Origin of the sequence: Bacillus altitudinis, assembly GCF_001191605.1 — a bacterium.
Lineage (GTDB): Bacteria > Bacillota > Bacilli > Bacillales > Bacillaceae > Bacillus > Bacillus altitudinis.
The window spans coordinates 1,469,213-1,482,650 of the sequence record NZ_CP009108.1; the positions used below are offsets into that span (position 1 = coordinate 1,469,213).

Consider the following 13,438-nt stretch of genomic DNA (forward strand, 5'->3'; position numbering starts at 1 on the left):
GGATGATAAAATGAATGAGAGTTACAGTTATTTAGAGGAGTTAGAAGATTTTTTAGGTGGGACATTTCATCAGGATATCGATTCACCAGAAGAAGCGTTAGAGGAGTTTATTCATGAAGCTACTAAAGAATGTCTGCTATCTACTATAAAGGATTGTCAGGATTTTTTGAATGGTACTTTAACAATTGAAGAAAAAGAAAGTTTTATCGAAAATAATGCAGAAATCTATTTTCCGGCGATCTCATTAAACCCTATACAGTGGTTTAATAAAATAATAGAGGAAATGAAAGAAGCAGTGAAAGTGAAGTAACAAAATGATCCTTGATCGGCCAATGCCTTTCAAGGATCATTTTGTGTATATTGGCCTTCATACCGAGAAAAAGCCGACAAAAAGGGGGATAAAATGGGGACCTTTTTTCCTGTGTGAATCATTGTATGCTTAAGACAAGCAAAACGAATATTTTGTCCAGAAGGAAGAACCTGCGGACGCTGATCATTGAGCACTTTAAGTGCCTTGATTGGTGTCCGCTTTTTTTATTGGGAGACGCGCCTTTCCCGTATCAATGGCGTATCTGGATACGGAACAAAGGTGTTGAGGATTGTGGCCATACGAGAGGGACATTCTGAGCCCGGATAGCAGCTATCTGCGGCGGCCATATCGAGGACAGTTTTTCATTATATTTGATGATTGACTGTACTTGGCATCCTCTCGGAGTGTAGTCATCATTGCAAAATCTATTTAAGTGAATAGCGTAAGTTGGTGTTAAATGTAAATAAGTGGAAAGAATTATTCTCAGCATGCTTTGGAAAGAATGGCACCTGATAGTCCTGAAGTAAAAGCTACTTTAACAAGTAGAGCAATTAAAAAAGCTGAAGAATTAGGGTTTAAACCACAAACAAAAGAATTTAGTGATTTCATCAAAAAATATGTTGATTCAAGAAATATTCCACCTTCAGTTATTGAAGACGCTATAATGAATACGAAAAAGATACCTGGTAATAGAAGTGGAACGTTTGTTCATGAAACACTGGATGTTAAAGTTATTATAAATGAAGCAGGCGATGTTATCACAGTTATACCGAAATAATTAATAAAAGGATGAATACGAATGTTTATTAAGTATGATGAATATGATCTATTAGAACTTTTTCAAAGTGAGCCGGTGAGTATAACAGGCAATATAGATGATGGAGAATTAATTTATACTTACAAAGATGACCAAAATTTCAAGGTGATTTTAACTTTAGATGTATATAAGCAAACGAGTAGTCTAAGTATTACATTTAATGATTCTATTGATTTTAATAATGTAACAAGTATAAAAAAAGATGAAAAAGCTATGGTAATGAACGTGGACGAAGAAGAGAGGTTAAAAGTTAAATTTTATAAACAAGTTGGAGTGGAGTTACTTTAAAATAGCCTTATTGTATTAGAAAGAAATATAAAACAATTATGATATTCTCTCAGATAAATCAGTAGGTGAAGTAGTTGTTACTTCTAAATATAATGTTATTGTTATCATACTTTGACTGGCTATATGCCTTTCAAGGTTTTTGTGTTTATTGGCCTTCATACCGAGAAAAAACCGATAAAATGGGGATTTTTTTTCCTGAGTGGATCATCGTATGATAGAGACAAGCAAAACGAACGCATTGAGCACTATTGAGAAGCAAACTTCTGAATATCTAAAAATCAAAAAAGATCAAGAAGAAGCCCGCAAGATCGCAAAGGAACAAGAAGCGCTCGCCAACCGTCCTTGGTATGAAAAAGCCCTTGATTACGGAGGAAATATCGTCAATGAACTGACAGGCGTGAACGATGCAAAACGCGCCGCAACGGGCGTTGATCCGATCACAGGTGAAGAACTCACCGCAGGACAGCGAGTCGCCGCAGGTGGCATGGCAGCAGCAGGCTACATCCCGATTGTCGGCTGGGCAGGACGCATTTTCAAAGGCGGAAAGGCTGTCTATAAAACGACTCAAGCCACGTCTGCCGCAGTTAGAGCAGTCGACATTTACAAGACATCACAGAAGTCTTTTGACGCCCTGAAAACATCTCAAAAAGGCTTATATGGACTCACCGCAACAAACGGCTTCAGCGAAGCGATTACGGGTCGAGATATGTTTGGAAATAAAGTCTCGAAAGAACAGCAGGAAGCGAGTATGAATGCGGCGCTAGGGATGCTTTTACCGTTTGGGGCGAAAGGGTTTCATGGGAAGATGGGGATTAAAAAAACAAGTGGTTTAAGTAAAATACCTGAAAATAGCATTAAACATTCTAATAAAGGAGATTTCACAACAAACCCTAAAACAGGGGATATTTCAAAAATGAAGGGTGGAGGACACGGACAACACAATATAAAATTCTTACAAGAAAATAATATAGAATATAATATAAATAAAGTATATGAGAACGGTGTTAGGATAGGGAATGTGCCTGGTCATAAGGTGAAAGCAAAACGAACAGGTTCTAACCAATCTTGGTTCCCAGAAAACTGGACAGAATCTGATATTGCGGCAGCGGGTGCCAAAATTGTTGAGTCACCTGATTTTTCTAAAGTGGAAAATGGAGTGGCTATCTTTGGTGAATATAAAGGAGTAAGAGTTGGAGTTATTAAAACCAATGGAGAAGTAGGAACTATTTTTCCGGATGCTACAAAACAACCTTAATGTGGAGGATCAAGATGGACATTGAAAATACATTAAATAGAGTATTAGATAAAAGAAAAAAATTAGATTTAAATGATGATTACGGTATACAGAAGAGTTGGGATGAAATAATAGAAATTCTCGGAGAAAACGAAGAGAGAACGTTGGAATATTTAGATCGTTGCAGTAAAGAAGATTTATATTGGATAAGTGAAGTGTTTGAAGACATATCAGAAGTTTTACAAAGTAAGGAATTAATTAAATGTTTGCGTAGGTTGGATAAAAAATATCCTGAATTAGAGATGAAACAAGATATTGATCTAGCAGAAAGCTATATTGAAGATTAAATTTTATGATCTATTTAACTAATAATAATATGTTAATCTAATCCAATCACCACAAAAAAGGAGAATCAGCCATGCTATGGATTTTCACACAAAACCAGCAAAGTCTGGTCCACGTCAATGAAGTCACAGTACAGGGTAAAAAAATTGAAGGGATCATGGGAAATGATTCTTGGACAAAAACTCTCGGCAAGTATGACTCAAGCGATCGAGCAGCAGAGATTCTGCAAGACATTGTGAAGACGGTTGAAGAAAATCAAGGTGCATCTATTACATACCGAATGCCTCATCAATAAAAAAGAAACCACCTTTTCCTAATGGAAAGGTGGTTTCTTTTTTATGAAGGTGTTTTGGTAAAGGCTAAAAATAACGGAATGCCTGTGCCGACAAGTGTTGTGGCAAATAGAAACATACCGCAAATGAATAGAAAGTGACTGGCTGAAAAGACGAGTGCCAGAATGAGAAATACGATGCTGAGTCCTGCCATGCTATAGGATGGGACAAAGCGGCGTTTGTATGTGGCTTTCTTTGTTAGGAATGAGAAGAAAATGCCAAATAATAAAGGGACAATCCATAAGTAAAATAAAATAATAAGAGACATACATCATACCTCGATTTTTTCCTTCTATTTTATCAGATGCCAATCACAACGGATACTACAAAGCTTCACTTTGTAAAATAGTTCATCCAATCGACACAATTAAGTAGGCTGATTGATCGAATTCGTTTTTTGTTTCATATATTCAGGCTGTAAAAGTGCGTACACACAGTGATCGGCAAAGTGGTCGCCCAGCCATTCACATTGTCTTAATATGCCTTCAAGTGAAAAAGATAAACGCTCTGCGATGCGTCTGCTTTTTTGATTATCAACAGCGGCCCTTATTTCAATGCGGTGCAGACCGCACTCTTCAAATAAATAGTGAATGACCGCTTTGCATGCTTTTGTCATGATGCCTTTTCCTTGATAGCCTTCCCCGAGCCAATAGCCAATGGAAACCGTCCGATTAATCCAATGAATTTGGTGGGTGCCAATGATACCAACGAGTTCTCCATGTGACCAGATTCCAGCTTGAAAACCATTGTTTTGCAAAGCTTGCTGCATGGCACCTTGAATAAACGCCATGCTATCTTCTTCTGTCTGCGTCGAATCGACCCATAGCATCCATTCACGTAAGTGCTCTCTTGAGCGTTGGATGAGCAGATACAGACTTCTCGCGTCTCTTGGTTCAAGTAGCCGCATGGATAGATCTTGATCCTGATAAAAAAACATGTGATCACATCCTCTCAAGGGAAATTCTACCACAACCCGATATAAAAGACAGCCTGATCACTGTCTTTTACATAAACGTATCCACAATTAAAAACAGATTAAGTGCGACAACAAGAGCTGCTATCACCCAAGATATTCCGGTCACCCAGCGAGCATTCGTCAAATCGCCCATAATTCGTTTTTTACTTGTAAACAAAATGAGCGGAATTAAAGCAAACGCAATGCCAAAGGATAAGACCACTTGACTCATCACAAGCGCAGATGTCGGATTGACCCCAGATGCAATGATCGCAATAGGGGGAATGATGGTAATCAGCCGGCGGACATACAGCGGAATTCGGTACTGAATAAAACCTTGCATGATAATATCGCCTGACAGTGTACCGACAGAAGAACTGGAAAGTCCGGCTACAAGCAGACCTACACCAAATAAGATCGCTGATACAGGACCTGCGAGAGTGCCAAAATGCTGAAATGCTACATCTAAATCCTCAACAAAAAGACCATTTTTAAAAAATAAAGCAGCTGCTACAATCAACATGCTGGCATTGATAGCGCCAGCAACTACCATCGCAATGAGGATGTCTAAAAACTCAAAACGAAAAATCAGCTTTTTCTCTTTTTCCGTTCTGCCGACAACTCTTCTTTGCGTTAAGGCTGAATGGAGATAGATCGCATGCGGCATCACCGTAGCGCCTAAAATACCAGCGGCAAGCAGTACGCTGTCTGTCCCTTCAAACCTTGGAATGAACAGTCCACCGGCGACACTTGCAAGATCAGGTTTAGCCACAAAGGTTTGTACAGCGAAAGCAATCACGACAACAAACAGCATGCCGGTAATTCCTGCTTCTAACGCTCGATAACCTCGTCTTTGGAGTTCTAAAATGGCAAAAGAACCGATCGCTGCAATAATCGATGCTTCAAGCAGCGGGATACGAAAGAGTAAGTATAAACCAAGGGCAGCCCCGATAAATTCGGCTAAATCTGTGGCGATAATGACGAGTTCGCCCTGAATCCATAAACCAATCGAGACTGGTTTTGGAAACTCTTCTCGAGCAATTTCAGGTAAATTTTTCCCTGTTGCGATTCCAAGCTTTGCAGACAAAGACTGGATGAGTAAGGCCATGAGATTGGATATGAGAATGACCCATAACAGAAGGTAGCCATATTTCGAGCCAGCCGCAATGTTGGTCGCAAAGTTTCCTGGATCAATATAGGCAATGGCTGCGATAAAAGCAGGCCCGAGAAAAGGAAGGAGCCTTCTAAATCCCTTCACCTTTCCTTCAAGTGCACGCTCCGCTGCCACTGACATGTGGGCCTGTGCCTCGATGTATTTGTTTGTCATATGTCATCACCTAGATTCTACAAAGTTTTGCTTTGGCACAAAAAGTTTCCTCGATGCAATTTTTAATCATCATATGCCCATCTTTATGAAAAGTCAACTATCTGAACTAATAGGTTTGTTTATCATATGTAAGTGAAAAAAATAGATACCTTGTCAATCAACACATAAAAAACACCGCCTCTTATCTTAGGCGGTGCATCCTCTGCTTCCTCTTCTTTTGTATCGTTTTTTAAGAAACCCTTGATCCAACGCTGCGGAAGATCAAGCTTAAAATAATGACAAAAATGGCTGCTCCTAAGATCGCTGGAATGATCGCAAATCCTGCCAGACTAGGACCCCACGTTCCAAGTAATCCATGACCAATCCAAGCACCTGCAAGCCCGGCAATCATTGAACCGATCCAGCCTCCTGGTACACTGCCTCCAGCGAGTGCACTCCCAATGAGACCAATGACAATCGCCACAACTAATGAAATCAGAAATCCTAACATGTTGATCACTCCTCTTTTGTTTGTTTACTAAGCAATAACCGTTTTAAAAGAGATTAAAACCTTTCGGAACCACTTCAATGTTCGATACGTATGATGGACAAGGATTGTGTATAATAACAGACATATACTTGAACGGCATCTAAGGAGGCAAATGGCATGGAGGAAAGAGAGTGGCTAAAAGCACAATTAAAAGAGATTGAAAAGTGGGAGAAAGACCAGCAAAAGGTATGGTTTTGGGAGAAACTCAGCCGGCTTCCATTTCAAATGCTGGACAAGCTGACCCCTGCCTTTATTCAAAAGAAAATCGGTGTGTTATTAGATGAGATGGGGCACTACATTCAATCAGGCGGTGTCTATTTGACGTCAGAGAAAGGCATTATTCATCAATTTCAAAAGAAATGTGCCGATGAATCGATTTCGCGTATTGAAGATATTGAGGCGGCTCCGATCGAGGTCATGGATGCCATTAGTGATCAGATGGGGAAAAACCGAACAAACCTCGCCACTGTGCAAGGTGCGACGACAGGTGTCGGAGGTATGTTTACATTAGCGGCAGATATTCCGGCTGTCCTCGGTCTCTCTTTAAAAACATTACAGGATATCGCCGTCACCTATGGCTATGATCCGAAAAATAAAGAAGAACGAGTCTTTATCATTAAATGTTTACAGTTGAATTCTGCTGACGTTGTTGGGAAAAAATCAATATTAAAAGAGCTGAAGAGCTATCATGCATCAGAAGGGAAGCACGAAAACATGATCTCTCAAATTCAAGGATGGCGTGAGGTCGTATATAACTACCGTGATTCGTTTGGCTGGAAGAAGCTGTTTCAACTTGTCCCAATTGCGGGGATTTTGTTTGGTGCAGCGTCCAACCGCTCACAGTTAAAAGGAATTGCCGAAACAGGCATCATGCAATATCGAAAGCGCAGAATATTAACAAGATTAGAGGAGCTCGCTCAGCAAGAACAGCGTGACTCCGGCGCATAAAAAAATCCCTTTCTCGAAGGGATTTTTTATTTGGTCTCAGCATCTTCATCAAACGCTTGAATCGGAGAATATTCATAGCGTGCCCGGAGCTCGCGGATTTGTTTGATCAAGGTGGAACCGATGATCCTTTCTGCTTCATCATACAAAGGATCGAGCGCTTTCATCCATTTTTGCCGCTCTGCTGGTGTTAATTCGTGTATGGCAATTGGAGATTCGCGTTTAATTTCCTCCAGTTGATCCTTGTTCATTTGTTCGGCATGTTTTTCGTTCCATGCCGTTGTTTCTTCCATCGCTTCGAGTAAAATTCGCTTCGTCTCAGGTGTTTGACGATCAAAAAAGGATTGATCTGTTAAGACGACATACCCTAAATACCCGTGATTACTGATCGTCATATAGTCTTGTATATGATAGAATTTTTTTGAATAAATATTTGAAATTGTATTTTCTTCACCGTCTACTTTTTTTGTTTCTAGCAGCTGAAACGTTGAATTAAACGATTCCTGATAGGGTTTTGCACCAAGAAGCTTGAATTGCTTTTCAATCATGTCACTTTGCATAATACGGAGAGATTGCTTTTTTAAATCACTAGGCTGCTTGATTGGGCCTTTATTCGAAGTGATTTGCTTAAAGCCATTTGTCCAGTAGGCCATTCCCTTTAGTCCGTCTTTTTGCAGTGTGCCGAACAGTCTCTGTCCAATCGCACCATGTAACCCTTCTTGGACAGCATCGTAGTTAGAAAAGGCAAAGGGCAGATCAAGTGCCAGCCATTCAGGGGACAGCATGCCGAGCTTTGACGTAGACGGAGCAATAAATTGAACTTGATTCTCTTTTAGTGCATTAATTTCTTCGATATCAGAATAAAGACTCCCGTTTGAAAAGATTTGAATGCTGATCCTGCCGTCGGATTTTTCATGAACAAGCTCAGCAAATTTCTTTGCAGCCAGCCCTTTTGGGGTATTATCTGCGACAACATGGCTGAATTTGAACACAAGCTGATCCTTCAGCCCAGTCTGTTCATCGTCGAAGGTCGTCGCTGATTTAGGCATCATATGATAAAAACCAAAGTATAAAGCGGTTACAAAACCGATGATGAGCAATAGCGTATAGGCGAGTAAATTCTTCATGCGTCAGATCCCCCTTATGTCAAGGATACTTGACAGAGGAAGAATTCGTAAAGATACAGGTGAAAAAATGATGAGAAATCGACTGAAATTACAACAATTATCTATTAGATGGAAGCTCACCATCCTCACATATTTCGTTGTCATTTTTGCCCTTTTAATCGGAGGAATTGTTCTGGTCGGGGGAATTCAGCAAACAGAGGAACGAGAACTTCGAAAAAGGCTCATGAACACGGCAAGAACAGTAGCTGAGATGAATGAGGTAAAGCAGGCGTTGGATGATCAGACAAAGGAGCGTGCGCGGTTGCAGCATGCCATTGAAGAGATTCGGATTATCCAAGATGCTGACTACATTGTTGTCATGGATATGGATCACGTGCGATTGACACATCCAGTGAAAACAAGGATTGGCCAGCGCTCTGAGGGGACAGATGAAGAACCTGCCTTTGCAGAGCATATCTATTTCTCAGAAGCACAGGGAGAGCTTGGCACAGCCATTAGAGCTTTTTATCCAGTAAAGGATGAAAAATTTAACCAAACAGGGGTTGTACTAGTCGGAAGAACATTGCCGAGTATGGCAGATATATTAGGAGAAATGAAGCAGGATATCCTCATGATCCTTCTGCTCACGCTCAGCTTCGGGCTTGTCGGTTCATTTTTGCTCGCCCGTCATATTAAACAGCAAATGTTTAAGCTGGAGCCGCATGAGATTGTCAGAATGCTAGAGGAACGCACCGCTACTTTTCATTCCATTAATGAAGGGGTCATTGCCATTGATAACCAGCACATGATCACCATTTTTAATGAAAAAGCAAAGCAAATTTTCAGCGTGACAGGTGATGTCGTGGGCCGAAATATTTGGGATGTGCTGTCAGATACAAGGCTTCCAGAAATCATTGACCGTGCAGAACCCGTCTACAATGAAGAAATTCATATGAGCGGAAAGCGGATCATGAGCAGCCGAATCCCAATTGTGATGAAAAAGAAAATCATCGGAGCGGTTGCTATTTTTCAGGACCGGACAGAGGCGGCCAAATTGGCGGAGGAATTAACCGGGGTGAAGAACTTCGTTGATGGCCTGCGGGTGCAAAATCATGAACATATGAATAAGCTTCATACAATTGCGGGATTAATTCAGCTGGGGAAAGCCGATCAAGCACTCGATTTAGCGTTTCAAACGACCGAAGAGCAGGAGCATGTGACGGACTTTCTCCACCGTGTGATACAGCATGATGCAGTTGCTGGTTTATTGATGAGCAAGATAAGAAGGGGCAAGGAGCTTGGAATCAAGGTTGAAGTAGATGAAAACAGCAGTCTGCGCGATTTCCCAGAGCGGCTGGATCAGCATGATATGACGAAGCTGCTTGGCAATCTGATCGAGAACGCCTTTGCCGCGTATGATACTGTAGAAAGAGACACAAAACTCATTTCTATTAGTATTGATCAAACAGAGGATGTCCTCGCGATCTTAATTGAAGATTATGGATCTGGAATAGAAGAGGACATGATTCCTCATATTTTCGACAAAGGCTTTACTCACGGTAAAGAAGGCGGAACAGGCTACGGGCTGTATATTGTAAAAACGATTATCGACAAAGGAATGGGAAATGTAGAAGTCACATCAAGCATCGGCATTGGTACCACCTTCTCAATCGAATTCCCAATGACAATAGAGGAGAGAGACAGATGACTCAGATTAAGGTGCTATTAATTGAAGATGACCCGATGGTGCAAGAAGTCAATAGAGAGTTCATTAAGAGTGTCCCTGGCTTTCAAGTTGCGGCTGTAGCAGGAAATGGCGAGCAGGGCATCCAGCTCATCAAAGACATTCGCCCAGATCTTGTGGTGCTCGATGTGTATATGCCTAAAAAAGATGGCGTCAAAACACTGCAAGACATCAGAAAGCAAAAGATGCAGGTGGATGTGATTGTGATTTCGGCAGCAAAGGACAAAGAGACGATCGGCACCATGCTTCAAAATGGTGCCCGAGATTATATCATTAAGCCATTTAAGTTTGAACGGATGAAAGAATCTCTTGAAAGCTATAAAGCGTTCAAATCAAAAATTCGTACCGCAGCAGAATTTTCTCAAGAGATGCTCGATGATATCATACGAAAGCCTGCAGTTAAGCAGGAAGACACATGGCTTCCTAAGGGGCTGAATGTGCATACGATGAATGAAATTAAAGCCTATATGCGTCTGCAAGAAGGAGCGCAGTCTGCAGAGGAAGTCGCCAATGCACTTGGGATTGCACGTGTCACGGCACGCCGTTATTTAGACTTCCTTGTAAAAGAAGGCGAGCTGAAATTAGATATGCAATATGGCGGGGTCGGACGCCCTGTGAATAAATATATCGTACATTCTGACTAAGAGACCAAAAAGACCAAAATGTACGATATGTCCATAAGCTTCACAGCCTTTGATGAAATCGCTATCATTTACCTACAGATAACAGTTAAGCGTTTACATCAAAGGGTGAGGGAGTTGATTTTTTATGAAGAGGCTATTGAAGAACCTGACATTTCAGGTCATTGCAGCTGTCATTATCGGGATCATTGTTGGGATGGTTTGGCCAAACGTCGGGAAAGAAATGAAGCCGCTTGGTGACACATTTATTAATGCAGTGAAAATGGTCATTGCACCCATTATTTTCTTAACCATTGTTCTTGGAATTGCCAAGATGGGGGACATGAAAAAGGTTGGAAAAGTTGGGGGAAAAGCTTTTATCTATTTTGAAGTTGTGACGACACTTGCGCTTGTCATCGGACTGTTTGTGGTCAATATCATGAAGCCGGGAGCAGGTCTTGACTATAGTAAGCTTGAAAAAGGGGATGTCTCGCAATATACCCAAAATGGGGGACAGGGTATCGACTGGATGGAGTTTGTCACACACATTGTGCCATCTAACATGGTAGATGCCTTTGCAAAGGGAGATATTTTACAGGTCTTATTCTTCTCTATTTTATTCGGTGTTGCGCTCGCTGCACTTGGCGAGAAGGGGAAAGGCATCATCGAATGGCTTGATAAGCTGTCGCTTGTCTTCTTTAAAATCATTGGTTACATTATGCGTGCCGCGCCATTAGGGGCATTTGGAGCAATGGCTTATACAATTGGACACTTCGGTTTAGCTTCGATTAAACCACTGGCTAGTCTGATGCTTTCCGTTTATATGACGATGTTCCTGTTTATTTTCGTCGTGCTGAACATCATTTGTAAAATGTATGGCTTCAGCCTGTTCGGTTACCTCCGTTTTATCAAAGATGAAATTTTAATTGTTCTTGGCACAAGTTCTTCAGAATCTGTCCTGCCAAGAATGATGGATAAAATGGAACGCTACGGGTGCTCTAAGTCGGTTGTTGGACTTGTCATTCCGACAGGCTATTCCTTTAACTTAGATGGAACCTCAATCTACTTGTCCATGGCCGTGGTCTTCTTAGCGCAAGTGTTTGGGGTGGACCTATCCATCGGACAGCAGATCACGATTATCCTTGTTCTGATGCTCACATCAAAAGGAGCAGCTGGAGTCACAGGAAGCGGATTTATCGTGCTAGCTTCTACACTTGCTGCACTTCAGGTTATCCCGCTAGAAGGTCTTGCACTGCTGCTAGGGGTCGACCGTTTCATGAGTGAAGGAAGAGCAATTACGAACCTGATTGGAAATGGAATTGCTACAATTGTTGTAGCGAAAAGTGAAGGGGAATTTGACGAAGCGAAGAGTAAAACAGCGCTACAGGAAATGCGAAATATCAAGCAGGCTGTTTAGTATAAAAACAACCAAAAACCGAAACCTTATGTTCTACATGGGGTTCGGTTTTTTCTTGTGTAAAAAAAGAAAAAACATAAAAGCTTGATAAATTTAGGACGAATCGTAAGACCTCATTGACCTTTTGTTATATAATTTACAGAAAGATCCGATATAATGAATATGAGATCCAACGAAAAATAGACTTTAGTCCTGGCAGGTGTGTAACGTATGGCGGCATTTTTTAAATTGTTCGAAAAACCTGGTGTCAAGAGGTTTTCAGTATTTGTAGTATTAGCCACAGCATTATATCTATTAAGAGGAATGATGAATTTAATTCTCCTGACCTTCATTTTCACCTTTTTAATGAACCGGTTAGAAGAGGTCATAAGAGGCTTTTTAAATCGCTTCCTGAAAATAGGACAGAAATCAGTCATCACCATTTTGTACATCCTTCTAGCTGGTGGATTGACGTTTGGCGGCTTTGTGTTTGTGCCCATCATCGCTAAACAGGTGGAACAGTTATTTCATTTAGGGAAAAAGATTGCAGATCATCCACAAGATTTACCCTTCTTTGACGTCGTCACCAATGTGTTCGGAGATTTCAAAATATCTTCTTTCTTCGAGAAAGGGTTTAATTTCCTCTATACATACTTAACAGATTTCAGCACGTTCAGTATCCAGGTCATTATGTCCTTAATATTAAGCATGTTCTTCCTGTTCGAAAAGGAACGCCTCATTCAATTCATGAATAAGTTCAAAACGAGTAAAATCTCCGTGTTCTATCATGAAATTGCCTTCTTTGGACGTAAGTTTTCCAGAACATTTGGTAAGGTACTTGAAGCACAGTTCATCATTGCAACAGTTAACTGTGTCTTAACGACAATTGCGCTTGGCATTATGGGCTTCCCGCAATTATTTGGATTAGCGGTCATGGTCTTCTTGTTAGGTTTAATTCCGGTAGCGGGTGTGGTCATCTCCCTCGTTCCACTCAGCATCATTGCGTATACACTTGGAGGCGGAATGTACGTCCTATATATTGTGCTGGTGATCGTGATCATCCATGCCATTGAAGCCTACTTCTTAAATCCGAAGCTCATGTCAGCTAAAACAGAGCTCCCTATTTTCTTCACGTTTATTGTCCTGATCTTTTCTGAACACTATATTGGCATTTGGGGACTGATTATCGGCATCCCAATCTTTGTGTTTATCTTAGATATCTTGGAGGTCACGAATAAGGAAGAAAGTAATTAAAAAGTTCATATGAACCTGTTTACAATTTTCTAAAAATAAGGTATAAATAGTATGAAAATATCATATTACCACACGCTTAATCCTTCTAAAGGAATGGGGGACCCAAGTTTTTGGGGTGAATTTTTCTTATTTAAGAAAAAAGGACATCTCTTCGTCCTAACCCGTCAGCTAACCTCATCAGCGTGAAGAGAGTAGACAGTGGTACACGTATGGACACGCAGGCCCACGAGAAGACT

The 13,438-nt window shown here is 40.9% G+C and carries 15 protein-coding genes, 1 pseudogene and 1 riboswitch; of the genes and pseudogenes, 11 read left to right on the forward strand and 5 right to left on the reverse strand.

What is annotated here, in order from left to right:
- The first annotated feature begins 10 nt into the window (after positions 1-10).
- The 6 genes and pseudogenes from ID12_RS07285 (at position 11) to ID12_RS07310 (ending at position 3,289) form a co-directional block, all read left to right on the forward strand.
- Positions 11-310 (forward strand): contact-dependent growth inhibition system immunity protein, encoded by a 300-nt coding sequence (locus ID12_RS07285; protein ID WP_048002367.1) that lies wholly within the window; start codon positions 11-13, stop codon positions 308-310.
- A 502-nt stretch (positions 311-812) separates the two neighbouring features.
- A complete protein-coding gene (locus ID12_RS07290; protein ID WP_048002366.1) occupies positions 813-1,088 on the forward strand; it encodes a hypothetical protein in 276 nt (91 codons plus the stop codon).
- Positions 1,089-1,109: 21 nt separating this feature from the next.
- Complete coding sequence (locus tag ID12_RS07295) at positions 1,110-1,415, forward strand: hypothetical protein (protein WP_050826979.1); 306 nt, start codon at positions 1,110-1,112, stop codon at positions 1,413-1,415.
- A gap of 235 nt (positions 1,416-1,650) precedes the next feature.
- Positions 1,651-2,670, forward strand: a pseudogene (locus ID12_RS18825) (pre-toxin TG domain-containing protein); the annotation flags it as partial.
- A gap of 14 nt (positions 2,671-2,684) precedes the next feature.
- Positions 2,685-2,996 carry a hypothetical protein gene (locus tag ID12_RS07305; protein WP_017358411.1) on the forward strand — a complete coding sequence of 104 codons (312 nt, stop codon included), beginning with the start codon at positions 2,685-2,687 and terminating at the stop codon, positions 2,994-2,996.
- A gap of 71 nt (positions 2,997-3,067) precedes the next feature.
- Positions 3,068-3,289, forward strand: a complete 222-nt coding sequence (locus ID12_RS07310) for a hypothetical protein (RefSeq protein ID WP_017358410.1) — start codon at positions 3,068-3,070, stop codon at positions 3,287-3,289.
- Positions 3,290-3,330: 41 nt separating this feature from the next.
- Here ID12_RS07310 and ID12_RS07315 read toward each other — a convergent pair whose 3' ends face one another.
- From ID12_RS07315 to ID12_RS07330, 4 genes are all read right to left on the reverse strand, one after another.
- A complete protein-coding gene (locus ID12_RS07315) occupies positions 3,331-3,594 on the reverse strand; it encodes a hypothetical protein (RefSeq protein ID WP_008346966.1) in 264 nt (87 codons plus the stop codon).
- 99 nt (positions 3,595-3,693) lie between these two features.
- Positions 3,694-4,263 (reverse strand): GNAT family N-acetyltransferase, encoded by a 570-nt coding sequence (locus tag ID12_RS07320; RefSeq protein ID WP_008346964.1) that lies wholly within the window; start codon positions 4,261-4,263, stop codon positions 3,694-3,696.
- Between the two features lie 67 nt (positions 4,264-4,330).
- Entirely contained in the window at positions 4,331-5,608 is a 1,278-nt protein-coding gene (locus tag ID12_RS07325) for an Nramp family divalent metal transporter (protein WP_008346963.1), read from the reverse strand.
- A gap of 229 nt (positions 5,609-5,837) precedes the next feature.
- The gene (locus ID12_RS07330) at positions 5,838-6,098 is read right to left on the reverse strand and encodes a GlsB/YeaQ/YmgE family stress response membrane protein (RefSeq protein WP_003214275.1); all 261 of its coding nucleotides are present in this window, start codon (positions 6,096-6,098) and stop codon (positions 5,838-5,840) included.
- Positions 6,099-6,254: 156 nt separating this feature from the next.
- On the opposite strand from ID12_RS07330, the gene ID12_RS07335 reads away from it, so the two are divergent.
- The gene (locus ID12_RS07335) at positions 6,255-7,085 is read left to right on the forward strand and encodes an EcsC family protein (RefSeq protein WP_025206785.1); all 831 of its coding nucleotides are present in this window, start codon (positions 6,255-6,257) and stop codon (positions 7,083-7,085) included.
- 26 nt (positions 7,086-7,111) lie between these two features.
- On the opposite strand, the gene ID12_RS07340 is transcribed toward ID12_RS07335, so the two are convergent.
- Positions 7,112-8,209 (reverse strand): TRAP transporter substrate-binding protein, encoded by a 1,098-nt coding sequence (locus ID12_RS07340; RefSeq protein WP_050826980.1) that lies wholly within the window; start codon positions 8,207-8,209, stop codon positions 7,112-7,114.
- 67 nt (positions 8,210-8,276) lie between these two features.
- Here ID12_RS07340 and ID12_RS07345 point away from each other — a divergent pair, with 67 nt between their 5' ends.
- The 4 genes from ID12_RS07345 (at position 8,277) to ID12_RS07360 (ending at position 13,202) form a co-directional block, all read left to right on the forward strand.
- Complete coding sequence (locus ID12_RS07345; RefSeq protein ID WP_026050048.1) at positions 8,277-9,896, forward strand: ATP-binding protein; 1,620 nt, start codon at positions 8,277-8,279, stop codon at positions 9,894-9,896.
- Positions 9,893-10,576: a response regulator gene (locus ID12_RS07350; RefSeq protein ID WP_050826981.1), complete on the forward strand. Its 684-nt coding sequence runs from the start codon at positions 9,893-9,895 to the stop codon at positions 10,574-10,576. The genes ID12_RS07345 and ID12_RS07350 overlap by 4 nt, the downstream gene beginning before the upstream one ends.
- Positions 10,577-10,700: 124 nt before the next feature.
- Positions 10,701-11,969, forward strand: a complete 1,269-nt coding sequence (gene dctP, locus ID12_RS07355) for a C4-dicarboxylate transporter DctP (RefSeq protein ID WP_007496516.1) — start codon at positions 10,701-10,703, stop codon at positions 11,967-11,969.
- 210 nt (positions 11,970-12,179) lie between these two features.
- Positions 12,180-13,202, forward strand: a complete 1,023-nt coding sequence (locus ID12_RS07360; protein WP_007496515.1) for an AI-2E family transporter — start codon at positions 12,180-12,182, stop codon at positions 13,200-13,202.
- A gap of 63 nt (positions 13,203-13,265) precedes the next feature.
- A riboswitch (cyclic di-AMP (ydaO/yuaA leader) is annotated at positions 13,266-13,399 on the forward strand.
- Positions 13,400-13,438 lie beyond the last annotated feature (39 nt).

Coding starts and splice junctions, on each gene's coding strand:
- ID12_RS07325 (WP_008346963.1), bottom strand. CDS start 5,608: ATGACAAACAAATACATCGAGGCACAGGCCCACATGTCAGTGGCAGCG.
- ID12_RS07290 (WP_048002366.1), top strand. CDS start 813: ATGGCACCTGATAGTCCTGAAGTAAAAGCTACTTTAACAAGTAGAGCA.
- ID12_RS07320 (WP_008346964.1), bottom strand. CDS start 4,263: ATGTTTTTTTATCAGGATCAAGATCTATCCATGCGGCTACTTGAACCA.
- ID12_RS07315 (WP_008346966.1), bottom strand. CDS start 3,594: ATGTCTCTTATTATTTTATTTTACTTATGGATTGTCCCTTTATTATTT.
- dctP (WP_007496516.1), top strand. CDS start 10,701: ATGAAGAGGCTATTGAAGAACCTGACATTTCAGGTCATTGCAGCTGTC.
- ID12_RS07340 (WP_050826980.1), bottom strand. CDS start 8,209: ATGAAGAATTTACTCGCCTATACGCTATTGCTCATCATCGGTTTTGTA.
- ID12_RS07360 (WP_007496515.1), top strand. CDS start 12,180: ATGGCGGCATTTTTTAAATTGTTCGAAAAACCTGGTGTCAAGAGGTTT.
- ID12_RS07335 (WP_025206785.1), top strand. CDS start 6,255: ATGGAGGAAAGAGAGTGGCTAAAAGCACAATTAAAAGAGATTGAAAAG.
- ID12_RS07295 (WP_050826979.1), top strand. CDS start 1,110: ATGTTTATTAAGTATGATGAATATGATCTATTAGAACTTTTTCAAAGT.
- ID12_RS07310 (WP_017358410.1), top strand. CDS start 3,068: ATGCTATGGATTTTCACACAAAACCAGCAAAGTCTGGTCCACGTCAAT.
- ID12_RS07330 (WP_003214275.1), bottom strand. CDS start 6,098: ATGTTAGGATTTCTGATTTCATTAGTTGTGGCGATTGTCATTGGTCTC.
- ID12_RS07305 (WP_017358411.1), top strand. CDS start 2,685: ATGGACATTGAAAATACATTAAATAGAGTATTAGATAAAAGAAAAAAA.
- ID12_RS07285 (WP_048002367.1), top strand. CDS start 11: ATGAATGAGAGTTACAGTTATTTAGAGGAGTTAGAAGATTTTTTAGGT.
- ID12_RS07350 (WP_050826981.1), top strand. CDS start 9,893: ATGACTCAGATTAAGGTGCTATTAATTGAAGATGACCCGATGGTGCAA.
- ID12_RS07345 (WP_026050048.1), top strand. CDS start 8,277: ATGATGAGAAATCGACTGAAATTACAACAATTATCTATTAGATGGAAG.